Origin of the sequence: Collinsella sp. CLA-ER-H10 (genome assembly GCF_040092475.1) — a bacterium.
GTDB lineage: Bacteria > Actinomycetota > Coriobacteriia > Coriobacteriales > Coriobacteriaceae > Collinsella.
Genome location: NZ_JBBNLM010000007.1, coordinates 12352 through 39111 on the forward strand (window position 1 = coordinate 12352; position 26760 = coordinate 39111).

Annotated in this window: 25 protein-coding genes; all 25 read right to left on the reverse strand. The window is 58.3% G+C overall.

All coding sequences use genetic code 11. From position 1 onward, the window contains the following. Positions 1-107: 107 nt before the first annotated feature. The 25 genes from agaS to tmk all read right to left on the reverse strand — a co-directional run bounded on the left by agaS (position 108) and on the right by tmk (position 26756). Complete coding sequence (agaS, locus tag AAAX36_RS04725) at positions 108-1274, reverse strand: tagatose-6-phosphate ketose isomerase (RefSeq protein ID WP_349074292.1); 1167 nt, start codon at positions 1272-1274, stop codon at positions 108-110. 111 nt (positions 1275-1385) lie between these two features. After that, a complete protein-coding gene (locus tag AAAX36_RS04730; protein ID WP_349074293.1) occupies positions 1386-2120 on the reverse strand; it encodes a GntR family transcriptional regulator in 735 nt (244 codons plus the stop codon). A gap of 87 nt (positions 2121-2207) precedes the next feature. After that, a complete protein-coding gene (locus AAAX36_RS04735; protein WP_040360084.1) occupies positions 2208-2636 on the reverse strand; it encodes a PTS sugar transporter subunit IIA in 429 nt (142 codons plus the stop codon). An 81-nt stretch (positions 2637-2717) separates the two neighbouring features. Beyond that, positions 2718-3341, reverse strand: coding sequence for a hypothetical protein (locus AAAX36_RS04740; RefSeq protein WP_099432211.1), 624 nt, complete (start codon positions 3339-3341; stop codon positions 2718-2720). A 188-nt stretch (positions 3342-3529) separates the two neighbouring features. Continuing rightward, the gene (locus AAAX36_RS04745; RefSeq protein WP_226802909.1) at positions 3530-4369 is read right to left on the reverse strand and encodes a PTS system mannose/fructose/sorbose family transporter subunit IID; all 840 of its coding nucleotides are present in this window, start codon (positions 4367-4369) and stop codon (positions 3530-3532) included. Next, positions 4359-5246 (reverse strand): PTS sugar transporter subunit IIC, encoded by an 888-nt coding sequence (locus AAAX36_RS04750; protein ID WP_238022885.1) that lies wholly within the window; start codon positions 5244-5246, stop codon positions 4359-4361. Before AAAX36_RS04750 ends, AAAX36_RS04745 begins: the two co-directional genes overlap by 11 nt. A 93-nt stretch (positions 5247-5339) precedes the next feature. Next, entirely contained in the window at positions 5340-5804 is a 465-nt protein-coding gene (locus tag AAAX36_RS04755) for a PTS sugar transporter subunit IIB (protein WP_006236263.1), read from the reverse strand. A gap of 2 nt (positions 5805-5806) precedes the next feature. Continuing rightward, positions 5807-7603, reverse strand: a complete 1797-nt coding sequence (locus AAAX36_RS04760; RefSeq protein ID WP_349074297.1) for a beta-galactosidase — start codon at positions 7601-7603, stop codon at positions 5807-5809. A 485-nt stretch (positions 7604-8088) separates the two neighbouring features. Further along, entirely contained in the window at positions 8089-8562 is a 474-nt protein-coding gene (locus AAAX36_RS04765) for a YhcH/YjgK/YiaL family protein (RefSeq protein WP_349074299.1), read from the reverse strand. A gap of 32 nt (positions 8563-8594) precedes the next feature. Continuing rightward, positions 8595-9764: an N-acetylglucosamine-6-phosphate deacetylase gene (gene nagA / locus AAAX36_RS04770; RefSeq protein WP_349074302.1), complete on the reverse strand. Its 1170-nt coding sequence runs from the start codon at positions 9762-9764 to the stop codon at positions 8595-8597. A gap of 143 nt (positions 9765-9907) precedes the next feature. After that, on the reverse strand, positions 9908-10639 hold the full coding sequence (locus tag AAAX36_RS04775) for a GntR family transcriptional regulator (protein ID WP_349074305.1): 732 nt from the start codon (positions 10637-10639) through the stop codon (positions 9908-9910). Between the two features lie 232 nt (positions 10640-10871). Beyond that, entirely contained in the window at positions 10872-12362 is a 1491-nt protein-coding gene (locus AAAX36_RS04780; protein ID WP_349074307.1) for a PTS transporter subunit EIIC, read from the reverse strand. Positions 12363-12896: 534 nt separating this feature from the next. Continuing rightward, positions 12897-13988: a hypothetical protein gene (locus tag AAAX36_RS04785; protein ID WP_349074310.1), complete on the reverse strand. Its 1092-nt coding sequence runs from the start codon at positions 13986-13988 to the stop codon at positions 12897-12899. 126 nt (positions 13989-14114) lie between these two features. Beyond that, positions 14115-15200, reverse strand: a complete 1086-nt coding sequence (locus AAAX36_RS04790; RefSeq protein WP_117840118.1) for an isocitrate/isopropylmalate family dehydrogenase — start codon at positions 15198-15200, stop codon at positions 14115-14117. A gap of 6 nt (positions 15201-15206) precedes the next feature. Then, a complete protein-coding gene (locus tag AAAX36_RS04795; RefSeq protein WP_349074313.1) occupies positions 15207-15905 on the reverse strand; it encodes a hypothetical protein in 699 nt (232 codons plus the stop codon). Between the two features lie 15 nt (positions 15906-15920). Beyond that, positions 15921-16349 (reverse strand): hypothetical protein, encoded by a 429-nt coding sequence (locus tag AAAX36_RS04800; protein WP_349074316.1) that lies wholly within the window; start codon positions 16347-16349, stop codon positions 15921-15923. Between the two features lie 5 nt (positions 16350-16354). Beyond that, positions 16355-17434, reverse strand: coding sequence for an NAD(P)-binding domain-containing protein (locus AAAX36_RS04805; protein WP_349074319.1), 1080 nt, complete (start codon positions 17432-17434; stop codon positions 16355-16357). A 98-nt stretch (positions 17435-17532) separates the two neighbouring features. Further along, entirely contained in the window at positions 17533-18486 is a 954-nt protein-coding gene (locus tag AAAX36_RS04810; protein WP_349074321.1) for a DegV family protein, read from the reverse strand. 79 nt (positions 18487-18565) lie between these two features. Next, a complete protein-coding gene (raiA, locus tag AAAX36_RS04815; RefSeq protein WP_055310422.1) occupies positions 18566-19150 on the reverse strand; it encodes a ribosome-associated translation inhibitor RaiA in 585 nt (194 codons plus the stop codon). Positions 19151-19467: 317 nt separating this feature from the next. After that, the gene (locus tag AAAX36_RS04820; protein ID WP_349074400.1) at positions 19468-20490 is read right to left on the reverse strand and encodes a transporter substrate-binding domain-containing protein; all 1023 of its coding nucleotides are present in this window, start codon (positions 20488-20490) and stop codon (positions 19468-19470) included. A 732-nt stretch (positions 20491-21222) separates the two neighbouring features. Next, positions 21223-22332, reverse strand: a complete 1110-nt coding sequence (locus AAAX36_RS04825) for a hypothetical protein (RefSeq protein WP_349074323.1) — start codon at positions 22330-22332, stop codon at positions 21223-21225. An 11-nt stretch (positions 22333-22343) separates the two neighbouring features. After that, positions 22344-23150, reverse strand: a complete 807-nt coding sequence (locus tag AAAX36_RS04830) for a double zinc ribbon domain-containing protein (RefSeq protein WP_349074325.1) — start codon at positions 23148-23150, stop codon at positions 22344-22346. Positions 23151-23252: 102 nt separating this feature from the next. Further along, the gene (gene ricT, locus AAAX36_RS04835; RefSeq protein ID WP_349074327.1) at positions 23253-24953 is read right to left on the reverse strand and encodes a regulatory iron-sulfur-containing complex subunit RicT; all 1701 of its coding nucleotides are present in this window, start codon (positions 24951-24953) and stop codon (positions 23253-23255) included. Then, entirely contained in the window at positions 24944-26071 is a 1128-nt protein-coding gene (locus AAAX36_RS04840; protein ID WP_349074328.1) for a DNA polymerase III subunit, read from the reverse strand. The genes ricT and AAAX36_RS04840 overlap by 10 nt, the downstream gene beginning before the upstream one ends. 1 nt (position 26072) lies before the next feature. Further along, positions 26073-26756, reverse strand: coding sequence for a dTMP kinase (gene tmk, locus AAAX36_RS04845; RefSeq protein WP_349074329.1), 684 nt, complete (start codon positions 26754-26756; stop codon positions 26073-26075). Positions 26757-26760 lie beyond the last annotated feature (4 nt).

Consider the following 26760-nt stretch of genomic DNA (forward strand, 5'->3'; position numbering starts at 1 on the left):
GCTTCTAAAGCAGTTGACTGTGGTAATGCTTATACCCGGTCCATGTAAAAACAAAAAGCGCCCGCCCGCCGTTATGAGCGGACGGGCGCCCTTACAGGGGGACGCGATTAAGCGGTGAAGGGGTGAATCGTCACGCCCTTAACCACGCGGTTGACCGTGCCGGTGGGGCTCGGCGTATCGGGCGTGTTGCCCACGCGCACGGAGTTGAGCAGGCTGATAGCCTGGGCAAACATCACGAACGGCAGGGCAAGGTAGCCCTCGGGAAGCGCCTCGTAGCCCTTAAAAGTGAAGGACTCGCCCTCGTAGACGGTAGCGCCATCCTGCTGAACGGCAACGGTGTGCTGAGCGATCTCGTCGCCGCCGATCTCGTTGAGGATGTCGATATCGTACTGACGGGTATAGGCGTCGTTATTGACGAACACGAAGACGAGCGTCTTATCGTCGACGAAGGACTTGGGTCCGTGACGATAGCCCATAGAGGTGTCGTAGGAAGTAGCGACCAGACCGTGAGCGAGCTCGAGGATCTTGAGCTGGCTCTCCTGGGCAAGACCACCGAAGGAGCCAGAACCCAGGTAGGTCACGCGGTTGAAGTCGCCAGCCAGGTAATCGGCGACCTCGGACTCGCGAGCGATAACCTCCTCGCCCATCTTGGCGATGGTCTCGACCCACTCGGCCTTCTGCTCGTCAGAGGCAGTGTCGAAAATAAGGGTGGAGAGCAGGGTCATGCAGGAATAAGAACCGGTCATGGCGAAGCCCTTGTCGTTGGCGCGCGGAATAAGCAGCGTCAGCGCGTTGGGATCATCGGCAGACTCGACGGCGAGCTTGCCCTCGGGAGCGCAGGTGATGTTGAGGAACTTGACGTTGTGGACGAGCTCCTTGGCAACGGCAACGGCGGCAAGGCTCTCGGGGCTGTTGCCAGAGCGGGCAAAGGAAACCACGAGCATGGGATCCTCGGCGCGCAGGAAGTCGCGCGGGGCGCTCACGATGTCGGTCGTGGCGATGGGCTTAAAGTCGTAGAGATCAGTGTTGCCAGCGTGACGCAGGTACGGGGCGCAGGTATCGCCAACGTAGTCGGACGTACCGGCACCGGTGAAGACAACGGACAGACGACCCTCACCCATAGCGCGAGCCTCGGCCAGGAAGGCCTCGATGGCCTCCTTGTTCTCGCGATAGATGTTGAGCGTATCACGCCAAAGCTCGGGCTGCTGAGCAATCTCGGCCGTGGTGATCTGGGCGCCGAGCTCGGTGAGCTCCTCGACACTCTTCTCGAACATTTCTAATACCTCTTTCTTTACTAAATTTTCTGATATACGAAGACTCAACCTGAAAAGTCAAATCGAGTAGTAGTCATAGACTGTTTTTCTTTCGTTAGCACTCGTATCCGATCACACAGTATCTCGATAGTGAGAGATTCTGTACTTGAACTTGTCCGCACGAGCCACCGAAAGCGTGAACTCGACAACATCATTTTGGGTGTTGTGAGTAGTTCGGACTATGTCCAGAACTGGCGCACCCTCACCAATACCTAGAAGCCGAGCGTCACATGGACGTGCTATACCCGCAGAGAACTCCTCATCCGCTACTCGAATTTTCTGCTGATAATCCTGCTCAATAACATCGTAAAGGGGCTTTTGTTCGAGTAGAGGACGCTTGAGTGAAATAAAGAGCCTTGCTGGAAGATAGCTACGCTCAACCATCATAGGTATACCATCTGCCATTCGTAAACGTTTGAGTTTTAATACCTTTTCACCCAAATGAATCCCCATTTGCATCGAGAGCGTTTTATCTGCTTCCATTTCACAGAACTCTAAGATGGTTGTTTCTGGCAGCCGGCCCATCGCTTTCATCTGTTCAGTAAAACTGTACGATTGGGTAAGATTTGTTGCTTGAGCTAGTCGATCGGCAACAAACGTACCGCGACCTTGTTTTCGCACAATCCGACCAAGATACTCAAGTTCCTGAATTGCAAGCCGGACAGTCGACCGCGAGAGCCCGAAACGTTCGGCAAGCTCACGTTCGGACGGAATCAAATCACCTGGCTGATATTCATGATCAATTTTTTCGATCAGAATATCTACGAGCTGGTCATATAGCGGTTGTCTGTGCCTCGTGCACGTCATGATATTCTCCACGTAATGAGCAATTGACCAATACTTCAGCCTTCAGGTAACGCACCAACATGTCCCATAAATGGGCTAATAGCGACACTACATCTCATCGTCTTCATCAATGTCAGCACTCTCGAGTTTCTTGAGATCGACTCCCTCACGACCAACGACCCGTGCGCGTTCGGCAAGTTCATCAAGCGTTGGGTCTCCAAACGCACGCGTCATAACGAGCTCCACCAGCATAGGTAGATTTGTTCCGGTGACAACGGTCACGTTATCGAGCTCAGTCGTCATTGGGATAGCTTGATTGAACGGAGTACCGCCAAGCAAATCAACAAACACCAATACGCCATCACAAGCTTGACGCATCTTGGCAATGCAGGTTCGCAAATCATCACCAAAAGTAACCGCCTCCGAGCCCGCAAAAGGAACTACCTCAAAATTAGGTTGTTCGCCGGCGACCATATCCACAGCGCTTTTCAAACCAGGTGCAAACTGACCGTGACCAGTTAGTACAAATCCAATCATTCTATCTACCTTTCTACCGTTCGCTTTCTCTAGCCATAGAACCCCTCAAAAGGGCTCTTACGACCACTGCATCATTAAAGTTTAGTGAGTATTTTGTTTTATCGTGGGAGGTCTGTGAGCGTCTCTAAGCTGCTTTTCAAGGTTGCGATATCTAAGTGCTTCGCCCTTGTTCCCGCTGCTCTCATATTGATATGAAAGCAGCAGATAGAGCTTTCCGCGTAACCCAAGGTCGCTCGTATCCAGCATAGCTTCCATCTCATCGATCTTATCATGCCGACGGCAAAAGACTATGTCGTAGGTTAATTGACTGTCCGCCAAAATGCCCTTCGACACGATGGGGCGCATCTCTTCCAACATGGACGCCGCCCGCTTCCGGTCACCCGTCTTGATATAGAAATTAAAGGCGCGAACCGCAAGCTGTCGACGTTGTTTGTCGCTGCACGGCATCTCCAGCAAGTGGTCAAGCATTCGATCTGCATATGCGTCCATATCAGCAGCTTCATAGATCGTGAAACGCAGGTAATACTGCTTATACGTAGACATTACTATGCGCGCAAGTTTGCGATCGAGCAGGTCTATGCAATCTTGGTATAAGCCCAAGTTAAACAATACCTGCAATTTCATATCGAAGTATTTTTTCGCTCCTTCGGTCACAGCGAAATAAGCCACGACAACACAAATAAACAGGACGATCCAAAATGGCATTGCACTATATTCCCTTCAAGGCAGCCTTAAGGAATTAATCGAACACGATGACTGCATAACCGCCTATGAACAGCGGTGTCCGACAAAACAAAAGAGGCGCACACTCCAGGGGATATGGCGATAAAGTCGCCTTGGAGGTGTGCGCCACGTCTCAATTGAGGCTCAAATGCCGTGACAATATGGGGTATTTAGCCCTTGCAAATGATACCGAATGCACCCAACGCAATGGACAGAACCAAGACGATAAAGATGGCCTTCGTCGAGGTCATGCCCTTCTTACCGAGGAGCCAGTATACGAAGCCGACGAGTGCGGCAGGAACCAGCTTGGGGCAAATCATATTGCAGATGTTCTGCAAGTCAACGGTAACGCCGCCGATAACAGGCTTCGCCGCAATAACGATACCGACATTGGTTGCGACCAGAGCACCGACCATAAAGACACCCATTACGGAGGCCGCGTCGGTCAACGCATTCAGGCGATCGCTCATGGTGGTGACGAGCTTCATACCCTGCTCATAGGCCATGTGGGTCTGCTTGCAGCGGAACCAGTCAACAAGGATGTTCACGACGACCCAGATGAAGATACCCAAGGGGTTGCCGTTCATGGCCATATTGGCAGCCAGAGCGCCGAAAATGGTCGGGAGCAGCGAACCGAAGATGGAATCGCCGATGGAAGCCAGCGGTCCCATGAGACCAGTCTTGAGACCGGCAACAGCCTCGAGGCCCTCAATGCCCTCCTCTTCCTCGATCGCCAAATCGATACCGGTGATGATCGTGTTGAGGAAGTTTGAGGTGTTGAAGAACGGTGCGCACTGGGCGCGGCAGGCTTCCTTTAGCTCCGGCGTGCCGTCACCGTACAGCTTGCGCAGCGTGGGCAGGATAATCCAGAGATAACCAGAGTGCTGCATGCGCTCGTAGTTCCAACCATCCTGGAAACCAAGCAGGTTACGACGGTTGATCTGCGCAAGGTCGTCCTTGGTAATCTTGTAGCCAGTGGTGCCATTGGCGAGTTTCTCATTAGAGCTCATCGTCGTCGTCTCCCTCCGCAGCGCCAGCAGCAGCGACGGGACGCTGGTTGTTCTTGTAGTACAGCAAAGACAGAGCAAAGCCAATAATAGCGATCGCCAGCATCGACATGTTATTGAACATACCGACCATATCCACGGCGCCCTTACCAAGCGCACCGTTCACAGCGACGATGTTGGCGTTGAGGTTCATGATGCTCGTGAAGGCCGTACCAAACAGGGCGGCGACTACAAAGCCGAGCAGCAGGTAGGCGACGTGCTTTTTGACCGGCAGGTAACGGAGCAGAATGGCGAAGCCAACGGCGGGCAAGGCACCGCCAGCAACAGACAGACCGTCACCCAGCCACTTCCAGTCGCCGTTAAGGGCGGTGGTGATGCCCTCGACCACGCCCTGGCCAAATGCGAGAGCCAGGAAGACCGGAATCATGCGGGACAACATCCAGGAAACGGCACCGAGCAAGTAGTGTACGTTGTAGGCGCCCCAGTTCATCTTCTCGATATCGGCATCGCACATGTGACCGAAGAACGTGTTGGCGAAACGGCCGGCGATATCGGTGTAAACGAGAATGGCAGCGACAGGTACGCCGATGGCGGCAAGAGCCGTCTCGGGATTCATGCCCGCACCCACGGCAAAGGCAGTGGCGACCAGAGTGCCGGAGTTGGCATCGATACGAGAGGCGCCGCCAAAGGTACCAACGCCCAGGACGGTGAGCTGCATGCTGCCGCCGATAAACAGGCCAGTCTGCAGGTCGCCCATAATCAAACCGGTAATCATACCGGAGAAGACGGCTGAGCCGGCACAGGTGTACCAGTTCAGCTCATCCATAATCTGATAACCCGCATACAGGGTTAACAGAAGAATCTGCCACCAAGCAATCATGGTAAACTCCTTATTTAAGGTGTAACAGTTTCTACAATACCAATACGCTTATATAAACCGTGCATCCCCCTTCACGGCCTAGCGTTAATTCGACTAGAGCGTGAGAGCCTCTGGGTTATCCTGCGGCGTCAGCTGAATGACAATAGGAAGATTATCGGCCTTGAGTTTGGCAAATGCGTCAAGGTCCCCCTGGTCGCAACTAATGTTGCGATTCAGCTTCTTGACCGGCTCCATTGTCGTCATATTACCGACGATGAGCTGCTCAAGCTTAACACCTTGTTCCAAAAGTCGAACGTAGACCTCAGGCTTTTTCGCAACAATGAAGAGACGTTGCGCATCATATTTGCCAGCAGTGATGTTGGCAGCGGCCTTGTCGACAGGAAGCACGGACAACTTCACAGTTGCCGGGCAAGCCATGCGAAGAACCTGCTTTTGGGTAGCATCTTGCGATACCTCGTCGTCAACTACCATGAAGCGGCTTACCTGACGGGCGTTAGACCAGAGGTTTGCCACCTGTCCGTGAATCAAGCGAAAGTCGATTCGTGCGCCTACAATCATTTCTACTCAACTCCTTCTTGTTCAAGTGTACGGATAACGGGCTCAGAGCGAAGGGAGATTTTCGCATCATACACGCCCTCTGTTTCGAACATAACGAGTTCATTGGTACCAGGGTGTAATAAACCGTGCGGAACATAGAGCGTCATGATGGGACCCTTATCCCAAAAACGTCCGACATTCGTTCCGTTTACGAATGCCACACCCTTTCCAAAACCCGTAGTGTCGATAAAGGTATCAGCCGGCTCAGATATATCAAACTTTGCGCGATAAAAGGAAGGTTGCCCCTCTACCCAGCCGGCGGAATAATCAAGATTATCGATGTTATCGAGTGGCAGACAACGCATCTCCCAACCGGTAACAAAGTGAAGATCAACGCAAACTCCTGTCCTAATGCCCTTATGCTGCGTATCAGCGAGCAATTTGTGACCATAATTGACGCGACCCATATCCTCGGTCAGAACATCCAGGCGGTTGTGTTCACAGGGAAGAACGCAGTGAATATCTTCCCCGATGTGCTCCTGATACTGCGTCGCCACCTTGTCACCGTTCACAAACACCTGAGCGCGGTCGCGGGCGTCAATAACCCGAATACGCTCTTCATCTGCACGGTCACGCTCGACAGTCGTGGTATATAACGTATATCCATACGACTGACCCATCTCTTCCATGGGCATAGGATATTGGGCTTCAATCGGCTCCGAAAGAATATCGAGCACATTAAAGAGACTTACGCGCTCACTCACCGAAATATCGGGCATGGAAAACGCCTTTTTTGTTAACGGCTTGCTTTGCGCGATATCGGGATACAGCTCGTGAACTGTCCTTTGAATTGCGAAGTATTTCTCGGTCGGGTTGCCCTGTTCGTCCAATGGAGCATCGTAGTCATATGATGTCACCTGGTGCAGGTCATGCGTATGGCGTGCAGAACATCCGTTCATAAATCCAAAGTTGGTGCCTCCATGAAACATGTAGAGGTTTAAAGATCCTCCAAGCTCGAGCACCTCGCGAACGCAAGAGGCAAGATCTTCGGGATCGCGTCTGATGACGTTCTCCCCATAGCGATTGAACCAGCCGTCCCACAACTCCATGCACATAAGAGGCCATTGTTTTCCATGCTCCTTGTGAAAAGCAGAAAGAGCCTCAAAGTTCTCCTTTGCATGAGAACCAAAGTTGCCGGTGCACAACACATCATCGTCAATGAGCGTACCGGCACGAAGGCACCCACGCCACGGGCCATCGGAAGTACAAAGGGGCACGGAAACCCCTCGCTCGACCATAAGGCGACGAATCGCACGAAGATAGTCCTTATCCTCGCAATATGATCCATACTCGTTTTCAACCTGCATCATGATGATGTTTCCGCCCTTGTCAATCTGACGCGGGACGAGTATCGGCATGAGATGGTCGTAGTAATGCGCAACGTGAGCAAGAAACTTGGGGTCGCTGCTACGCGGTCTCATATCATGTTGGCGCAGCAGCCATGCTGGCATGCCGCCAAATTCCCATTCTGCGCAAATAAACGGAGAAGGCCGAACAATTGCATACAGACCGAGCGACGCCGCCTCATCAAGAAATGCCGCCAAATCAATTGAACCAGAAAAATCAAAGACGCCAGGCTTTGGCTCATGAAGATTCCACGGTACATACGTTTCGACCGTATTAAACCCAAGAGCCTTAAGGTTATAGAGCGAGTGATGCCAGTCGCTCGGATGAACACGCATATAGTGAATCGCCCCCGACAAGATGGTGAACGGCTCATCATCGAGTAGGAATTGATTGGTGATTTTAAACGAATGCATGCTACTCCCGATCTTCGTGCTCTACGACGCGGATGCCGGTTCCTCGGCCCTCAGCTAAACGCCTTGCCTATTATGGACGCATTGACGCAATTATGTAGTCAGAATCTGAAGTGGTCCGTAAACGGTAGCCAAATGACGACGAACGGCTTTAATGAACAAAATATAAACCCGCTGGTAAATTACTTTTTTACTATAGATTTCTAGCGATTCTATATTTGAAAGGTGGTATGTACCAGCTATCCACTATTTCATACTAGTTACATTATGCTTCAATCGCATTTCTTCAAATGCTTATCTACTTTGTTGTTGCCGATTTGAGTGCGCGTGCGCCAACCCAAGCATCGTCACGGCTTCAGTTCCCCTATTCATAAACATAAAACCCCGCCAAACGTGATTCCCCTAGGGAAAACACGCTTGGCGGGGTCGTAGCGTGATTTCCCTAGGGGAATCACGCCATCAGGCGAACAACTCAGCCGAGCAGTTCGCTACTCCTCCCAGTAAGCGTCTGCAAGCAGCTTAAAGCAGATCTTCTTGACCGGCTGTGCGCCATCACCCGGGAACTCGAGCGTGGGCATGTGAGGCTCGCCGGCAACGAACAGCGCGAACTTATCGTCAGCAAGATCGCCGGCGATCGAGGCGTCGGAATCGACCAGATCGTAGTCGTCCTTCTCGTCAAACTCCTGGACCAGCGTCAGGCTGCCCGTGGCGACCTTAAAGGCCTCGCGACCCTCGACGTCGATCTGTAGGTCGTGATAGCGCTGATGCGTCTCGTAATGAGCCTCAGCCTCGGGACGCGTCGTGGGAGCCATGATGTTCGCAAAGACCTTGTCGCCCAGAATCGGATGGCTGCCGACCTCGAGCTCCGCCGGGTCGTTCTCCTCGAGCCAGTCAATCAGCACGTCGAGGCCCTTGAGCATTCCGCGATACTCCTCGATATCGCCTAATGCACCGTAAATCATCTAAATCCCCTTTCGGATCGTTTCTTTGGCGGCTACTCGGTAAACGCGTTACCGACGCTGTTGCCACCCACATACGTCTCGACCAGGGTAAGGTCGGGATTGAACACGACAAAATCGGCATCGCGGCCCGGCATAATGCTGCCACATTTATCCTCGACGTGAGCAGAACGCGCGGGCACCTCGGTCGCCATGTGAATTGCGATATCGGCGCTCGCAAGACCCCAGTCGACGATGTTCTTGACGCCCTGTGCGAGCGTGAGCACCGAGCCGGCGATAGCAGAGCCATCGGCGAGCCAGCAAAGGTTGTCCTTCATAATGACATCCATGCCACCACTGGTGTACTTGCCCTCGGGCATGCCGCCGCAACCCAGGCAGTCGGTGATCAGCACCGTGTGCTGCCAGCCCTTGGCCTGCAGCAGGGCCTTGATAGCAGCAGGGTTCACATGTTTGCCATCGCAGATGATCTCGGCATAGGTGTTGGGCGTGGTCATAGCGGCGCCAACAACACCGGGCTCACGGTGATGGAGGCCACGCTGGCCGTTATAGGTATGCGTAAAGCAGCTGGCGCCAGCATTAATGGCGGCGGCGCACTCATCATAGGTGGCATCGGAGTGGCCAATACAGGTTACGACGCCCTTTGCGCTCAGAGCCGCGGCGTAAGCAGCGGCTCCGTCACGCTCGGCCGCCATGGCGCTCTTGACGATACGACCACCGGCAGCCCCCTGCCACTCGTCAAAAATTTCCTCGGACGGGTCAATCAAAAAGGCGGGGTTCTGGGCACCCACGTGCTTCATGGTAAAGAACGGACCCTCCAGGTAGATGCCCTGAATACGAGCACCGCAGAACTCAGGTCCACGCTCTTCGTCCGCCTGCGCAATGGCAGCGCAGGCGTCCTTAATCTGCTCCACGCCGTCGGTAAAGGTCGTAGGAAGCCAGCTGGTGGTACCACGACGAGCAAGCTCGGTCGAGCTGATGTTGATACCCTCAGCATCGTTATCGGTCGTGGCATGGTTATAGAAACCATGGATATGGGTGTCCACCATACCCGGTGCAATCCATGTACCCGAATAATCTTTGATCTCACAAGCGGGCTCATCGGCCTGCCAAGCGCCAAAGACGCCGTCTTCGACCATGAGGTAGCCGCCCAGCTGCGGCCCCGCCGGCAAAAAGAACTTGTCGGCCTTGATAGCATACGTGCTCATCTATGCTCCCGTACCCGCAGTGTGTTTTAGGGCGGATCAAAAACCACTGCATTGTTAATTCGAGCGATTGTTCGTTGCCTTCTACCGCTTGGCACATTTTGCACCCGCCGCAAAACATGCCAAGCCGTTTATACCCAATAACTCTAGACTGCGCGGTTGTGGTAGACCTTGTATTTAAACTGGTCGGCGCGCGCAACCGAACGCGTATACTCGATAACCTCGTTGTTCATGTCATATGTGGTACGAATCAAATCCAGGACCGGTGCGCCTTCGGCAATCTCGAGCAGACGGGCGTCGGAATGGCGGGCAATACTCGCGTAGAATTCCTCCTCTGCCACGCGAACTTTCTCGTGAAAGTCCTGCTCGATCATGTCGTACAGCGATTTGTTCTCGATCATGGGGCGTTTAAGCGCAAAGAACTTGCGACTCGGCAGATATGTACACTCAATCATCAGCGGCACGCCATCGGCCATACGCAGGCGCTTGATCTTGTACAGACGCTCGCCAAGACGCGCGTTCATCTCTATGGCAATATTCTTGTCAGCCTCGACCTCCGTAAACTCAAGAATCGTCGTCTTGGGCACACGGCCGATCGCCTTCATCTGCTCGGTAAAGCTATAGATTTGCGAGAGGTTTGCCGTTTGCAGAGAGCGGTCGCACACCATGGTTCCACGGCCGCGCTGACGAACCACCAAGCCTAGGCGCTCAAGCTCCTGCAGGGCAAGGCGAACCGTCGTACGCGAGAGCCCGTAGCGCTCCGACAAGTCACGCTCGGACGGCAAATAGTCGCCGGGTCGAAGCTCGTGATCGATTTTATCGGTCAGCAAATCGACGAGCTGATCGTACAAAGGTTGTTTGCGCGCTCCCATTGCCATAATGATACCTGCCGGATAAATGACTCGAAATTGGTTGTAACCAGACACCACGTACTATAGCAGTTTTAATGGAATAACAGCAGGTCAACAAGCATATTTCAATAATGTTTGCCAGTTGATTGCCTGTGTACTGTAATACCAATTACATCGCTGCATCAAGTATTGAGGTAGCAAAAAGGGCCGCCCCCGCGGAGCGGGACGACCCTTTGCAAGACAGATACGTCTTTAAGGCTTAGAGAAGCTTCTTGAGCTCCTCGGCAACAGCCTGGACCTGCGTGCCGATGATGACCTGGGTAGCACCCTTGTCCATCTTCATGACACCCAGAGCGCCAGCCTTCTTGCAGGCAGCCTCGTCGACCAGATCGGAATCGCCGAGCTCGAAGCGCAGGCGAGTAGCGCAGCAGTCAACGGTCTTGACGTTCTCCTTGCCACCGACGGCAGCGAGAACAGCGGCGGCCAGAGCGGCGAACTTGTCATCGCCAGCAGCGGCGGAAGTGGAGGTCTCCTCGACATCCTCATCCTCGCGACCAGGGGTCATGAGGTTGAACTTGGTGATGGCGAAGCGGAACACGAGGTAGAAGACCAGGAAGGCAGCGATGCCCAGCGGGATGATCATCCAGGTGTTGGCAGCAGCCGGGAGGCTAGCGGAGAACAGGAGGTCGGTAGCACCAGCGGAGAAGCAGAAGCCGGCACGGAAACCAACAAAGTAGGTGATGACGGTGAAGACGCCGTACAGGGCAGCGTACACGACGTAGAGCGGGAAGCACAGGAACATGAAGCCGAACTCGAAGGGCTCGGTGACGCCGCAGACGAAGGCGCAGATGGCAGCGGAGACAACCAGGCCGATAGCAGCCTTCTTGTTCTTAGCGGTCTGAACCATAGCCAGGGCAGCGCCCGGGATACCGAACATCATGCAGGGGAAGAAGCCGGACATGTACATACCGAGGCTCCACTTGACGTCAGCGGAGGTCTCGCCAGCCCAGAAGTGGGTCAGGTCGCCAAGGCCGATGGTGTCGAACCAGAACACGTTGTTGAGTGCGTGGTGCAGACCGGTCGGGATGAGCAGGCGGTTGAGGAAGGCGTAGATGCCAGCGCCGATGCCACCCATAGCAGCGATACCCTCGCCCAGAGCGACGAGCGCACCGAAGATGAGGGGCCAAGCAAAGAGCAGGACGACGGAGACGACGATGCAGATGACGGCGGTCATGATGGCGACGCAACGCTTGCCGGAGAAGAAGGCCAGCCAGTCGGGAAGACGGGTGTCCTTGAACTTGTTGTAGCAAGTGCCACCGATGACGGCGGACAGGATGCCGATGAAGGAGTTACCAGCGATCTTGGAGAACGCGATGCCCTCGGTCGTGGCAAGCCAAGCGGTCTGAGCATCGGCGTCCATACCACGAATGGTACCAACAACAGCGGGGCTCAGGAGCTGCTGGATCATCAGGAAGGCGACGAGGCCAGCGAGGCCAGCGGTGCCATCGTGATCGTCGGCAAGGCCGACAGCGGCGCCGACTGCGAACAGCCAGGCCATGTTATCGATAAGAGCGCCGCCTGCCTTGATGAGCAGGAAACCGGCGGTATAGGCAAAACCGGTAGTGTCACCGGCAGCACCCATGACTGCGGGAGCGAGCAGGTAGCCCACACCCATAAGAATACCTGCGACGGGAAGCGCCGCGACGGGAAGCATCAGCGCTTTGCCGAGCTTCTGGAGGTACTTCATCATATGGTATCTCCTCCAACCTTTCTTTCGTTGTTCACCAACGAGTTCCATGTCCGCGCCTTGTGCATACCGGCTTCTCCGCTTGCCGGCATTGGTGCGCAAACTTAGACAACCCAGTCCCTTTTCTCGGGTTGCTGGTATGTACGGTAGCACACACTCAATTCAAACGTCCACCACATTTCGTTCAAATTACTATATCGTTGCCAAACGGTTATTTTTGGCCCGTAAACGGTAATTTGCGCAGGTAGATGTGCTGCGTTTCTTTCATTACCAAACTAATTCTTAGCAATTTCCATTCGATTTCATCTCAAAAGTGGTTACTACCAGATGAACAGTGGTACCACATTGTTACTACCAGTTTGGCCGAAATCGTTTTCACTTTACATGAATAAAGTCTCCAAGAATTTGTATATAACCTCTCCCCTACCATCCTCTTCCCCGCCCTTCCCTACAACGCAAAAAGCCCCCTAGAACGATGTCCGTTCTAGTGGGCTTCATCAGATATTTCGGCTTCGTACTCGAAGGCTCAGGCGTTCTTTACGCAAACAGGCCGTAGATGCTGATGTTGGCCTTGGCGTAGAGGCCGTTGGCGTACTCGGTCCACTTGGAGCTGGCGCTCGAAGCCTGCGAGGAATACTGCTGGTAGGCGGTGTAATAGGCGGTCATGGCTTGCTTATAGGTAGCGCTATCGGCCGTAAAGGCATCGTCAGCGAAGGCCTTGGCATAGGTGCTGTCGGCATCCTTCCAGGTGCCCTTCTCGCTATCCCACTCGTCACCGGCAAGGTTGATGATGTAATCGGCGTAGTCCTTGCTCGCGGTCTCCTCGTTGCCGTCAGCAGGCTCGGTCGGGGCGGTCGGCATGCTTGCGGAGCTATCGCCCACCTTCTTCTTGTAGAGCTTCTGCAGCGTCGCGGACTGGCGGACGATCTGCTTGGCCTGGTCCTTGGACACGCCGTACTGCGTGGCCATGGTCTTGTAGTCGGAGGTGCCGATGGAATCCTCGGCATACTGCTTCATTTCCTTGGAAGAGACGGTAATGCCCTCGTCCTCGGCAGCGTCCAGCAGAATCTGGTTGCGCACGTAGGACAGGATAACGTCGGCAGACGGAGCGGTGTAGTTGCCGTCGTCGTCCTTGACGGTGTCAAGGCTGTACTGGCTCTCGATGGCCTCGCGCGCGGTGATGTCGCTCTTCTTGCCGTTGTAGCTATAGCTCGCCACGGTCGAATCGAGCTGGTCCTCGGACAGGGTCGCCGAGCCGACGCCCTTGCCGCCAAAACCACCGTTGCCGATAAAGAAGCCGACCACAGCAGCGATCACGACTGCAACCACGAAGGCGGCAATCATCGTCTTCTTGTGCTTGGATGCATGGTCGTCTTCATCGGAGTCGTCCTCGCCCCGCTCCTCGGGCATCAGATTCTCGTCAGCGGCATCCGCGGCAATCTGAGCCTCCAGTCGGGCGTCCTCCTCCTTGGCCGTCGTACCGGCGGCAATGTGCTCGGCAGACGTACCGGCGACTAGATCGATCTTCTCGTTCTCGTCACCGTCGGGGCCTTCGCCGCGCTCGATGATCTGGATGCCGTCGATCTCGTCCTTCTCGTCCTTCTCGTCCTTCTTTTGAATCAGACCCATATCAGTTACTCCTTGTTAGGAAACATAGTCCTCAATAGAATACGCCCGACAGAGCGCCGGGCGTATTGATTCTTAGGTTATACGCAAACACTTAAGTACTATTTAGGCGTTTGCAGTGTGCATACCTTAGGCCAGGTGCGCAATAACGGCATCGGCAAAGGTCTGCGTGCCCACCGCGCCCTCGACGGAGCCGGTCTGGGCACGACGCACGTCACCGGTAACCTGCTCGCCCTCGTCGAGCGTGGCAGAAACGGCGGCGCGAATGCGATTGGCCGCGTCGTTCTCGCCCAGGTGATCGAGCATCATCGCAGCAGAGAGGATCTCGGCTGTGGGGTTGGCGATATCCTGGCCAGCGATATCGGGCGCGGAGCCGTGCGTCGCCTCAAAGATTGCGCAGTCGGCACCGATGTTGGAGCCAGGGGCCATACCCAGACCGCCCACCAGGCCGGCGCACAGGTCACTCACGATGTCGCCGTACAGGTTGGGCAGCACCAGGACATCGAAGTCGTTGGGGTTCTGGACCAGGCCCATGCAGGTGGCGTCGACGATCTTGTCGTTGAACTCGATATCGGGATAGTTGGCGGCCACCTCGCGCGCCACGCGCAGGAACAGGCCGTCAGTCGCCTTCATGATGTTGGCCTTGTGCACGGCCGTCACCTTTTTGCGGCCGCAGCGACGGGCATACTCAAAGGCATACTCCACAATGCGGCGGCTCTTGGCAATGGAGATGGGCTTAATCGAGATCGCGGAATCGGCGGCGAAGGTCTTTTGGCCCGAACGCTCGACGAGCTGCGAGAGTTCCTCGACCTCGGCAGCGCCCTCATCGAACTCGATGCCGGCGTAGAGGTCTTCAGTGTTCTCGCGCACGATGACCAGGTCGACGTCGCGGAAGCGCGAGCCGTCGCCCGGCTGCGACAGGCAGGGGCGCACGCAGGCGTACAGGTCGAAGTGCTTGCGCAGGGCCACGTTGACGCTGCGGAAACCCGTGCCGACCGGCGTGGTGATGGGACCCTTGATGGCGACCTTGGTCTCGGCGACCGCATCGAGCACGTGCTGGGGCAGCGGCGTGCCAAACTCGTCCATGACGCCGGCACCGGCCTCCTGGACGTTCCAGTTGATCTGGACACCGGTGGCCTCGACCACGCGGCGCATGGCCTGCGTAATCTCGGGACCGATACCGTCACCGGGAATCAGGACTACATCGTGCGCCATAATCTGTTACTCCTCGTCTTCGGCGTCGTCAGATTTTTTAACGCTAGCACGCTTCTTCTTTTTGGAGAGATCCAGGCCAAAACGTTTAACAAGCATTTCGCAAATCTCGCTCGAACGGGCCTTGAGATAGCTGCCCTTACCGTTCTCGGCATCGAACTTAAGGCGCAGCGCAAGCTTCTCGGCAACCTCGGCGTCGATCTCGCCCTGGCAAAACTCGTACAGGCAACCGAGCATGTCGCGATACTCGAGGTCGCCATGGTAGCACTGGATGGCCTCGTCCAGGATGGGCCAAGCCTCGCGCGAACGCTCGACGCTCGTGGCACCCCACACGCACAGCAGGCGGAAGGCGGCATAGCGCAGCGTGGAGGAGATCTCGTCGAACAGTGCGGTCTCGGCGCCCTCAAAGGCATCGCCCAGCTGCTCGGGGCAGGTGGCGGCGAGCGCCGTCAGGGCATCGAGGGCCTCCCAGCGGGTCTGAGCCTCGGGGCGGTCGAGCGCCTCGATCAGCGCGGGCACGCAGGGCACGACGCGCTGCGGATCGCGCTCGGCAAGCAGGTGCAGCACGCGGGCGGCAAACTGGCGGATGCGGCGCGTGGGGCAGCCGAGCTCCTTGACCAGACGGTCGACGGCGTTCTCGTTCTCCTCTGCCAGCTGAAGCTGTGCCAGCTCCTCGTCGGTGAGCTGTTCGTCTTTGTTTTCTGCCATAGTTACCTCTTCTTACTATTTCTTAGCGTGCTTGCCAGCACCCTTGCTGTCATCGGTGACCGAGATGAGCTGTCGGTCGGCAGCGCCATTGCGGCGTGCGCGACGGCGATCCTCGGCGTCGCCCGCATCGGCGGCGGCGCGATGGGCCTTGTTGACGTTAAAGACCTCGTCGTGCTTGCGCCACGGGCCGACGGACTCGCCAAAGCTCATCTTAAGGCCGGCGATAAAGCCGCCGAGCCAGCCAATCGGCGCAAACTGCACCAGCGGGAACAGCGAGAACACCCAGGTCAGCAGGACGACTGCCGCCGCTCCCGCAAAGTTGGCAATCCAGTAGTCGCGTTTGGTGATGACACGCTTTTCGCAGGCCCACTGGCCGCACAAAAAGCCAATGTAGATCGCAAAGAGAAAGAGCACCAGCGCAAGCACCACGAACGTCCAGCTCATGGGCGTTACTCCTCGTGATGGTGGCCGCAGCAGCACTCGTGGCCGTCATCATGGCCGTGGCCGCCGCAGCACTCGTGGTCCTCGCCGTGATGGTGGCCGCAACCGCACTCATGGTCGCCGCCGTGCTCGCCGCAACCGCAGCCGTCCTCGTGAGCGCCATGCTCCTCGGGACGATACTGCGACCAGTCCAGACCGGCGGCGATGGCGTCGGCCTCCTCCTTGTAGAGGACCGTGATGGCCTGGGTGCCCAGCTTGGCGCCACCGATGGCGTCGAGCATGTCGTAGAGCGTAAAGGCCACGTCGGCGCCGGGCAGCGCAAGCTCGCGGTCGTCGGCATAGGCGAGCGCCAAGCGCAGGTCCTTAATGAAGTGCTCGACCATAAAGCCGGGCTTGTAGTCGCCGTCGAGCGCCTTGGGGGCCAGGCTCTCCATAGCACCGGACTTACCGGTGCCGCCCAGGATCATCTGACGGGTCTTCTCAAGATCAAGGCCGCTCAGCTCGGCAAACGCCAGCGCGTCTGCCATGCCGACCATGCAGGCGCCCAGCGACACCTGGTTGGCGAGCTTGGCAGCCTGGCCCTTGCCGGCGCCATCGAAGCAGCAGATGGTTGCCGCAAAGGTGGAAAGGATGTCGCGGACCGGCGCGATGTCGTTCTCGGTGGCGCCCACGATAGCCGTGAGCGTGCCGGCGATGGCACCCGACTCGCCGCCGGTGACGGGGCAGTCAAACGCCATGCGACCGGAGACCTGGGCGGCCTCGGCAATATCGCGCGCCAGCTCGGGCGAGCTCGTGGTAAGGTCGATCAGGACCGCACCGGGCTTAGTGCACGCGAGCAGACCGTCACCCGCCAGGTAGAGCTCCTCGACCTCGGAGGGATAACCCACCATGGTAAAGACGACGTCGGCGTTCGCCGCGGCATCTGCCGGCGTATCGGCCCAAGCGGCACCGCGCTCGATAAGCGCGGCAGCCTTGGACTTGGTGCGGTTGTTGACCGTGACGGGATAGCCGGCATCCAGGATGTGACCGGCGATGGGGGCACCCATGATTCCGGTGCCGATAAATGCGACGGAGAGCTTGTTTGCCATGAAACCTTTCCTTTTGGGTTGGGTGTTGTTACCAGGTTGAATACTCGATGCCAGCGTTTGGGCAGTGAGCTGGGATCGATTACGGCCGCGTTACTTGCCTACTGACTGCGCACGCGGCGGGCGATACGGTCGGAAAGCGACGCCTTGTCGGCGCGGTTCTTACCCCAAAACGCGCAGCCCACCATGCCGGGGCCCACGTGCGAGCCGATGGTGGGACCCACGGAGCCGCGAATGATCGTGACGTCGGCGCAACCCTCCTCCTTGCGGATGGCGGCTTCGAGCCAGTCACCATCCTTTTCGGCATCGGCAGTCATAATGGCGATGGGCATGGTGCGATCGGGCACGTAGTTCTCACGGAACGACTTGAGGATGGACTTGAGCGCCTTCTTGCGGCCGCGGTTGACGCCGATCAGCGACAGCGAGCCGGCCAGGTCGTAGGAGAGCTCGGGCTTGACATCGAGCTTTGCCGTGAGCTGCGCCGCCGCGGGCGGAATGCGGCCGCCGGCAGCCAGCGCGTCGAAGCTCTCGAGCGTAAAGTAGCCGTGGACGTAGGTCTTTGCCTCGTTTGCCCAATCGACCAGCTGCTTGGCGGTCAGTCCCGCCGAACGCTGGCGCACGGCCTCGAGCGCCAAGAGCGCGCCGGTCGCGCAGGGCAGAGCGTTGTCGACCACGTAGAGCTCGAAGTTGGGATACTCGGCGCGCACGGCATCTGCCGCCTGGCACGCGGAGTTGTAGCTCGACGACAGCGCCGAGGTAAAGCACAGGTAGACCGTGGGTGTGCCCTCTTTGGCGCACTCGGTAAAGAACTCGATATAGCGACCGAGCGACACGGCGGAGGTAGACACGCGGGCACCGGCGCGCATGCGGTCGTAGAACTCCTTAGGGCTCATGCTCGACCAGATATCGTCCGTGCGCTCCTCGCCATCGATGATAAAGGGGAAGCCCAAGATATCGACATCGAGGTTCGCGGCGACCTCGGGGCTAAAGTCGCAGCAGGTATCGACGACGATGCGGCAGCGGTCAGAATGGCCGGTAGATGCAGCCTTGTCCATCAAAGCGACTCCTTACGTAAAAAGGCGGCCACCCGCATGGGATGGCCGCCAGCCGTTAACTCATGCAAGTTAACGTATTTTACTCGTCAAGTGTTTCGATGCGGGGCTTGATGATGCCATATCCACCATTCTTACGGTGATACACCACATTGATGAGGCCAGTCGTCGCGTTCTCGAACACGTAGAAGTCGTGGCCGAGCAGATCGGTCTGCACCAGCGCCTGCTCCTCAGTCATCGGGGTGACATCGATGACCTTCTCGCGGACGAGCAGGTCGTCCTCCTCCTCGGGCAGCAGCAGGTCGGCCAGATCCTCGACGCGCTCGACCGGTGCGACATCCGCTGCGCTGGCACCGCCCTGGCGGTTGTCCACGACCTTGGTCTTGAACTTGCGCAGCTGGCGAGTGACCTTATCGGCGGAGAGGTCGATGGCGGCGTACATATCTGCACCGTGCTCGGCAACGCGAATCACCGAACCGCGGACACGAACCGTAACCTCGACGATTGCCGGGTTGGGGTTCGAGGGGTTCTTCTCATAGCGAAGTACAACGTCGACCGTCATGGGCTCGATATCGAAAACCTTGAGCGCCTCGCCGATCTTCTCATCCACATGCGCACGCAGAGCATCGGTTACCGTCGTCTTGCGTCCAGAAACCTTGATATCCATACGTGGCTCCAATCTGCCTCGGGGACTTACTGTACTGGCTATGTACCCATTGCCGTGCATTTAATCACGCGGATTCCCAAAGACCCGAATAACGATTGCTTGATACCGCATACCGAAGTCTCGCACTTTTCTGTGGCAAAGTGCGCTATAGGAGGGGGCCGGCGGCTTTGTATTTGGTCCCGAAAATTGGCTTTGACCTGCTGATTTTATTGGGATGAAAAAGCCGGGCTCCCCTATTGGGGAAGCCCGGCAGTGCGTGTTGAAACCGTGAAGAGGTGTCCTTTCCAACGTATAGGAGACACCACCCCTAGCAATAACTAGCTATTGAGTTTGTTAATGTCGTCGTCGGTGATGGTGCCTTCCTGGCTGGACGATTTGTCCTCGGAGGATGTGGTCTCATTGTTGGAATCGGAGGACTCGCTGGAGGACGTGGTCTCACTGGACTCAGAGTCGCCCGGCTGCACGTTAGCGCCCGAAACCGTCTTAGTGGTGAGGTCGTAGGGCATCCTTCCATACCAGACGCAGTGGACTGCTTCGAGCGTACCGTCGGCCGTAATACCGTCGAGGGCATCGCTCACGGCGCGGCACAGTTTGTCATTGGACGAGAGGCCCGCAACACCAAGCGTCGAGGGCGCCTCGAGCGCACCGACATAGGAGACCTCGCTCATCAGGCGTGCAAGATAGCCGCCGGCTGTGGAGTCGCAGATCACATAGTCGACCTCGCCGGACTCGAGCGCCTCAAAGCACTCGTTGATGTTGGAGTAGGTCTTTTGGTTGGCGGTGATGCTCTGCTTAGCAAGCGCCTCCTGCGAGGCCGAGGACATCTGGACACCCAGAGTAGACGTGTTAAGGGTATCGGTGGAAACGCTTAACGACCCACCATCGCTGGTTTTACCGAACACAGAAGCGGCATCGTACAGGCAGGTGCCGAGCGAGCTAACGTCCCCGTCCGTGGAGTTGATCTTGCCGATAAAGATATCGGCCTTTTTGTCGCCGAGCGCGGAACCTGCCGAGGACGCATCGACAAAGGCGACCTTAAGGCCCATGCGGCTTGCGAGGGCGCGGGCGGCGTCAACCGCATATCCCGTGAGCTCGCCGTCGGCGCCTTGCATGGCCTGCGGCGCATCGGAAGTATCGAGGGCGACCGTCAGGGTTCCGGGAGTGACCAGGGCATCGTCCGACACCGCCGGCGTGACGGTCTCGTACTCGATCTGGTCGATCGTGGGAGTCGTGAACGTAGACAGCGGGTTGAACGCGCATCCGCTCAGGCCCAAAACGGCAATGACCGCTGCGGTCCCAGCACCTAACCGAGCCGCGTGCATCAAGCTGCCCCTCACCATGTCCACTACCCTGCCTTCTGTGTCGTATACAATCCGTGCGTTGCGCGGAATATCAGGTTGTTCCCACCAGCTGACCTGGTATTTGACCCCACACTTGCGCACCGGGGTGTTTGCTCGGGAGGCCGCAGCCACCTTCACGACTGACCCGCTCGCCCGCGAGGCGGTATTGCCCCAAAGAAAGTAGAACGGACGGTGCGGCTTACATCTAGGACGCGCCATGATCGCGCCGCGCGCACGCGGTCGCTTACGTGGATCCCTTTGACCGCGTCTGTCTTGGACTAGGACGGGCATTTCGTCCGTCCGCAACCACAGCCTGGTAGGAACGAAGCGCATTATAGCTAAGTTCAAGCTAAAGTTTAAGGTTAGGGGCGTCATTCGCATCGCGAGTACAGATTTCGCAGGTCGGGACGGGCCGCACGCGCTTTGATCGACCCCGTCGCTCCCCTACGGGGAGCTCCGGGGCACCCGTCTTAGGGTGGCGTGTGCAAAAAACGGCAAATATGAGTACTGTTACCAATTTAGTAGCAGCGTTTTCCCTCCGCACGCGCCGGTTTCGAGCTCTTTATAGCCCGCTTGATGCCAAGATACTCCACATTTGTTTATTATCTTTTCAATGAATACCAATTTCAGGATCGGATTTCTTCGTTTTCGCTGTCACTAATCTAGTAACAGTACTCATATTTGCCATTTTTTGCACGGAGCCTATAACAAGCCCCCTATAAAGCCATAGATTTATGCTGGCTTAAGCCCAAAACACGCTCGAAGCGTGTTCAGCAGCGCATCCTGCTTCTTTCGACGAGCCTCTACGCGATTCTGATAGCGCTTGCCCATGCGTTGGTAGATGCGCCATGCGAGCGCTTCCATCGCTTCCATGTCACAGAGCATTTCGTTGTTGACCGTCGCGACCTCGATTCCCATAGTAATCAAGCCCGTGTTGCGCTTTTCATCATGGATACGTCCCCTCCGGGAGGAATGGCCCAGCTCACCGTTGTATTCCAGGTCAAACCGGGCTGCTTCCTGATACGCATCGCAAACTGCATGCGGCATCCCCGAGATTGCCTGCGCGCGGTCATCGAACTCGATCTTGTAGTCGGTCTTAAAGGGACCGCAGGCAAATCCGCCATAGGAAAACGGAAGCGAAAACATGGCAAGCATGATGCACTCCATGGGTGAGCGCAGGTTTTCCGACAGATAGGGACACAGGCGCAGCAGCTGTTTGGCCACATTCCCCTTGCATGCCGCGAGGTAATCTGCCAGGCGATCGGGCGTCAGCACCGGCTCGACTTCAAAGTAGCCCACGTCTGCCGGTTGGTCCTTGTCCTTTGCAAGTCTATTCGCAACAGGTGAGCTGTAGGGAGGCAGATACCGTCCGCGATCGCTCAGCGAAATCTTGGAACACAGTTCCTGGGCCAGGGCAAACGCCTGGATACAGCCGACCTCGCGGGCGACGGCAACACAAAGGGCCTCGGGAGATAGGCTGTACACCCCCGGTTCCACCTCTAGAATCGAGCCGGCAGGCAACCCGGAACACACGGACCAGCCCACGCCAGGCATGCGGCGGCGCTGCGCCGCAGATCCCACCAGCAAGCACAGATCTTCTTGCACCTCGCCGCTTTTGGCTCCAATTCGCACCAGGTCGGAAAGATAGATATCCTCGGTCGAAGGCGATGACGCACACAGCACGCGGCGCTCCTCCTCGGGCTCAAGGTCCTTCCAGCCGATGTAGCCCATCTGCCGGCGCTCGGCGCGCATCATGCGTAGCGCCGAGGCGCCCGCCAGGATTACAGAAGCCGCTAGCTGCTCTTTTGTCGGTTTGTTGCACTGCCTGATTGTTACCGCCACACGAATCACCCCTACCAAACGCGTGCGATAGCGAGGCCATCAACGGCCGCGGCACCGGCGCGTTTGAGTTCCGCCGAAGCCGCTGCCATCGTCGCACCCGTGGTGATAACGTCGTCGATAAGCAGCAGGTGCTTGCCCCGCACATCCTCAACGGTCTCGTACATGCCTCGGGCACGTTCACGGCGTTCTTCACGACCGAGTTCACGCTGGTCGCCATGGCCGTACTTAACGAGGGCGTCGAGCAGAGGAACACCCGACAGCTCGCAAAATGGGCGCGCGATGGCTTCCATATGATCGAAGCCGCGCCGCCGAAACGCCGCCGCCGTCGCGGGCACAAACACCACTGCATCGGCGCCGGACAACACACCGCCTAAGCGTTCGGGCGCCGCGACCTGGGCATGCAAGGCGGTGTCGTATAGCAGCTCTGCCAGATACGGCGCCAGGCGTCGCTCGCCTGCGTCTTTGTACGCTTTAATGATCCGCGGCAGCGGATGCGTGTAAACGGCACATGCCAGGCACCGGTCGAGAGCTTCGGCCATCGCCGAGGACGTACCCTCGACCGAGCACTCGGTGCACAGCAAGTCTCCAAACGGGGCGCCGCATCGAGTGCAGCTATGCCGCGGGTCGATGAGTGCAAGCGCCGCCAAGCAGTCTTGGCAAATAAGCGCGCCGGAGCGCTCGCAGCCGGCGCATCGCGTGGGCGACAACGCCTCAAGCCCCTCGTGCGCCACCCGCTCGGCAAACGGTAGCAATTCGTCCGCAAACGGTAGGATGCCGGCACCTTGCAGGCATCCCAACGCATTCAAATGTCTCTTCACGACACAACCCTCCCTACGCTCGATCGCAGGGAGGGTTGTTGATTCAGCGCTATGGTACCCCGACGCGTTTGGGGTCAGGCAGGTTAAATCCGTTTGCGGGCGCTATTCGCCGGTGGGCGGTTGCGGTGCGGACGAGTTTTGGGGCGAGCCCTCGCCACCATCTTGACGCGGCTTGCGGGAACGGCGACGGCGACGGCGCTTCTGGCCCTGGTCGGCCGAACCCTCGCCACCACGATCTTCGCGCGAATCGCGTTCGTCGCGAGCAGCGCCGCGCGCGGCCTTGGCGGCCGCCCCTCCGCCATCTCCGGGGCGACGACGTGTGACCTTGACCTCGCCATCCGAGACCTGATCGGCCACGGAGGGCACCGAGGGCTTTTGCTGCGTGCCCGAGGAATGGCGACGACGCGGACGCGGGGTGCGCTCGTCATCGTTGCGCTGCTTGCCACCCTTGTCGGCAGGCGCATCGGAACCCGAACCACCCTTGGGGGCGGCACCGGCTTCGCGAGCGGCTGCGGCGCGGAAGGCGTCCTCGCGCTCCTCGCTCGACAAATGGCGACGGCGACGGCGCGTGGGATTCATGCCACCGCCGCGATTTTGCTGCTGAGGCTGCTGGGCCTCGCGCTCGCGGGGGGAGTTCTTGCCTGCAGGAGCGGCCTCGCCGGCATCGCCCGAACCCGAGCGCTTGCGGCGGCGACGTCCACCGGCAGCCTCCTCGGCCTCGGGTGCCTCGGCCTTGCCGCGACCCTTACCGCGGCCGCGACCCTCGCCTTGGCTCTGACCGGCACGGGTATCGGCGTCCGCATCGCGGCGACGGCGCTTGGGCATCGTCGTCCCCGCCAGACGGTCGGCGCTCGACAGGCCATCGCCCACGTCGACGCCGTTCTCGCGGTCGAGCTCCATAAGCGCCAAGCGCATCTCGGGCGACTCGATACGCTCGAGCACATCGCGCGTCACACAGTCGGGACGGCAGTTGCAGCCCTGCTCGGCGGCCTTCTTTTTGCAGCCCTCAGAGCAGGTCATGTCGGCCAGGTTGACCTTAAAGACTTTGCCGTTCTCCAGGCGCAACACCAGCTGCTCACGCGGCGTGTCATATTCCTGGATGCGCGCCTTGCCAAGCGGCGTGTCGATAAGCGTCTTCTTTTTGGGCGCGCGGCTCTTAAAGTCCTTGTACGCCTCAAACTCGTAGCGCAGGCAGCACATCAGGCGGCCGCAGACGCCGCTAATTTTGGACGAATTGAGCGGCAGGTCCTGCTCTTTTGCCATGCGGATCGAAACCGGCTCAAACTGTCCGCCAAAGCGCGTGCAGCAGAGCTCCTGACCGCACTGGGCATAGCCACCCACCAGGCGGGTCTCGTCACGCACGCCGATCTGGCGCATGTCGACGCGAATGTGCAGCGTCGAGGACAGGTCCTTGACGAGCTGACGGAAATCGACGCGCTCCTCGGCGGCAAAGTAGAACACAGCCTTCTCGCCGCCGAACAGGTACTCGACGCCCACCGGCTTCATCTCGAGGTCGAGCTCCTTGACCAGGCGGCGGAAGTCGACCATGGCCTCATCGCCCTGGATGGCCAGGTCGTCGGCAAGCTGCAGGTCGATGTCGCTCGCCACGCGCAACACGGGCTTGAGCGGCTGACCGATTTCGTCGAGCGGCACCTCGAAGGGGTCGGCCGTGACCAGGCCGATCTCGGTTCCGCGCTCGGTGGAGCAGATGGCATAATCGGCCTCGAGGATATCCAGATCCTGTGGGTCGAACCACAGGTCGCGCGAGGCGTAGGTAAACTTAACGGGTACGACTAACGGCATTTCAGTGCCTTCCTGATATCGAACAGCATGACCTCGATGGCCAGCTGGGGAGTAACGTTTCTGGCGATGTTGCGCTCAGCGGTGGCAACCGCCTCGAGCGCCTGGGTGGCACCCGCAACATTCGTCGCCGCGGCAAGCCGCCCGATCGTGTCGCGCACGTCCTCGTTCACAACGTCTGCCGCCTCATCCTGAAGCGTCAGCAGCACGTCGCGCATGAGCGTCCGCGCGCTCGCCAGCGCTTCCATGATACCCGAACGCTCGCGCGCGTTGAGTTCGCGCTTGTTGCGGTCCTCAAGCTGCTTCAATGCTCCACGCGACAGGTAGTCGGCATTTTGCTCGAGCACCTTTTCCTGCGTGGACTTGACCTCGGCGAGCGGCGCCTTGACGGCGACGATGAGCGACTTGGCGCGACTGAGCACATCGGCCTCGTCGGCGGCGATGAGCGAGTCGATGGCACGGACCATCTGGCGACGGGCGTCCTGGCGCTCGGCGCTCTTGAGGAACTCGATACCACGCGTAGGGCTTCCCGCCACGGCGACGGCCATGCGACAACGCGCGATATCCTGGCCCGTCGCGCGGCTCACGGCCTGCGCGGCCACAGTGGGCAACACCAGCCGAAACGGCACGCACTGGCAGCGGCTCACAATGGTGGGCAGCATCACGTCGGCCGAGGTACCCAACAGGATGAACATGACGCCCTCGGGCGGCTCCTCGAGCGTTTTGAGCAGCGCGTTGGCGGTGTTGGCGCGCAGCTGCTCGGCACGGTCGATGATGTAGACCTTTGCCTTGGCGCGGATGGGCGCCAGGGGCACGTCGTCGAGCAGCTCGCGGGTCTGCGCGATGAGGTAGCCCGTAGCACTTTCGGGCGTGTAATAGTGCACGTCGGGATGCGTATGGCGGGCGACGCGCACGCAGCTGTCGCACGAGCCACAGCCGTCCCGCTCGCACAGGAATGCCTGGGCAAGCGCCCATGCGGCGTCAAGCTTACCGGCGCCGGGCGCGCCCAAGAACAGGTAGGCGTGCGATGCGCGGCCGCTTGCGATGGCGTTGGTCAAAAAGTCGCGCACGCGCTGTTGGGTGTCGAGCTTGGCCAGCAGGCTTGTCTGCGCGGGGGCCATGTTACTCAGCCTCCTGGGCAAGCGCGGCGGCGACGGCATCTTGGGGAATGTCGAGACCGTACGCGCGAACCAGCTCGACCGTTTGCGTGAAGACGTCTGCGATCGACGCAGTGGCGTCGATGAGCTTTACGCGGTCTGGCTCCTCGGCAGCAATTGCGCAAAATCCCTGGTAGACACGCTCCTGGAAGGCCATGCCCTTGGCCTCCATGCGGTCTGCCGCACCACGGGCGGCCATGCGCAGCGCCGCCTGCTCGGGCGTGATGTGATAGACGAGCGTGAGCGCCGGATGCGTACCGGCGACAGCCAGGTTGTTGGCATCGCGCACCATCTGACGGTCGAGGCCATCGGCAAACGCCTGATAGCAGGTCGTGGAATCGTAGAAACGGTCGCACAGGACTACCTTGCCGGCAGCGAGGGCAGGCGCGATGACTTCGTGCACCAGCTGGGCACGCGCGGCCTCGTAGAGCAGCAACTCGCAGGTGTCGCCCATCGCCGTATTGGCGGGGTCGAGCAGCAGGGCGCGGATCTTTTCGCTGATGGCGGTGCCGCCCGGCTCGCGCAGGCTCACAACCTGGTAGCCAGCGAGCTCGAGCGCACGGACAAGCAGGCGCGCCTGCGTGGACTTGCCGGCGCCGTCGACGCCCTCGAGCGTGATAAAGCTATGTTGAGCGGGCTCAAAAGCCATGGGC

Bases quoted from the DNA above. Each gene is read 5' to 3' on its own strand.
- AAAX36_RS04810 (WP_349074321.1), bottom strand. From the start codon at position 18,486: ATGGACAAGGCTGCATCTACCGGCCATTCTGACCGCTGCCGCATCGTC.
- AAAX36_RS04805 (WP_349074319.1), bottom strand. From the start codon at position 17,434: ATGGCAAACAAGCTCTCCGTCGCATTTATCGGCACCGGAATCATGGGT.
- AAAX36_RS04745 (WP_226802909.1), bottom strand. From the start codon at position 4,369: ATGAGCTCTAATGAGAAACTCGCCAATGGCACCACTGGCTACAAGATT.
- agaS (WP_349074292.1), bottom strand. From the start codon at position 1,274: ATGTTCGAGAAGAGTGTCGAGGAGCTCACCGAGCTCGGCGCCCAGATC.
- AAAX36_RS04820 (WP_349074400.1), bottom strand. From the start codon at position 20,490: ATGGTGAGGGGCAGCTTGATGCACGCGGCTCGGTTAGGTGCTGGGACC.
- raiA (WP_055310422.1), bottom strand. From the start codon at position 19,150: ATGGATATCAAGGTTTCTGGACGCAAGACGACGGTAACCGATGCTCTG.
- AAAX36_RS04730 (WP_349074293.1), bottom strand. From the start codon at position 2,120: ATGACGTGCACGAGGCACAGACAACCGCTATATGACCAGCTCGTAGAT.
- AAAX36_RS04760 (WP_349074297.1), bottom strand. From the start codon at position 7,603: ATGCATTCGTTTAAAATCACCAATCAATTCCTACTCGATGATGAGCCG.
- ricT (WP_349074327.1), bottom strand. From the start codon at position 24,953: ATGCCGTTAGTCGTACCCGTTAAGTTTACCTACGCCTCGCGCGACCTG.
- AAAX36_RS04840 (WP_349074328.1), bottom strand. From the start codon at position 26,071: ATGGCCCCCGCGCAGACAAGCCTGCTGGCCAAGCTCGACACCCAACAG.
- AAAX36_RS04740 (WP_099432211.1), bottom strand. From the start codon at position 3,341: ATGCCATTTTGGATCGTCCTGTTTATTTGTGTTGTCGTGGCTTATTTC.
- AAAX36_RS04735 (WP_040360084.1), bottom strand. From the start codon at position 2,636: ATGATTGGATTTGTACTAACTGGTCACGGTCAGTTTGCACCTGGTTTG.
- nagA (WP_349074302.1), bottom strand. From the start codon at position 9,764: ATGAGCACGTATGCTATCAAGGCCGACAAGTTCTTTTTGCCGGCGGGG.
- AAAX36_RS04775 (WP_349074305.1), bottom strand. From the start codon at position 10,639: ATGGCAATGGGAGCGCGCAAACAACCTTTGTACGATCAGCTCGTCGAT.
- AAAX36_RS04800 (WP_349074316.1), bottom strand. From the start codon at position 16,349: ATGAGCTGGACGTTCGTGGTGCTTGCGCTGGTGCTCTTTCTCTTTGCG.
- AAAX36_RS04765 (WP_349074299.1), bottom strand. From the start codon at position 8,562: ATGATTTACGGTGCATTAGGCGATATCGAGGAGTATCGCGGAATGCTC.
- AAAX36_RS04790 (WP_117840118.1), bottom strand. From the start codon at position 15,200: ATGGCGCACGATGTAGTCCTGATTCCCGGTGACGGTATCGGTCCCGAG.
- AAAX36_RS04755 (WP_006236263.1), bottom strand. From the start codon at position 5,804: ATGATTGTAGGCGCACGAATCGACTTTCGCTTGATTCACGGACAGGTG.
- AAAX36_RS04795 (WP_349074313.1), bottom strand. From the start codon at position 15,905: ATGGCAGAAAACAAAGACGAACAGCTCACCGACGAGGAGCTGGCACAG.
- AAAX36_RS04785 (WP_349074310.1), bottom strand. From the start codon at position 13,988: ATGGGTCTGATTCAAAAGAAGGACGAGAAGGACGAGAAGGACGAGATC.
- AAAX36_RS04780 (WP_349074307.1), bottom strand. From the start codon at position 12,362: ATGATGAAGTACCTCCAGAAGCTCGGCAAAGCGCTGATGCTTCCCGTC.
- tmk (WP_349074329.1), bottom strand. From the start codon at position 26,756: ATGGCTTTTGAGCCCGCTCAACATAGCTTTATCACGCTCGAGGGCGTC.
- AAAX36_RS04750 (WP_238022885.1), bottom strand. From the start codon at position 5,246: ATGATTGCTTGGTGGCAGATTCTTCTGTTAACCCTGTATGCGGGTTAT.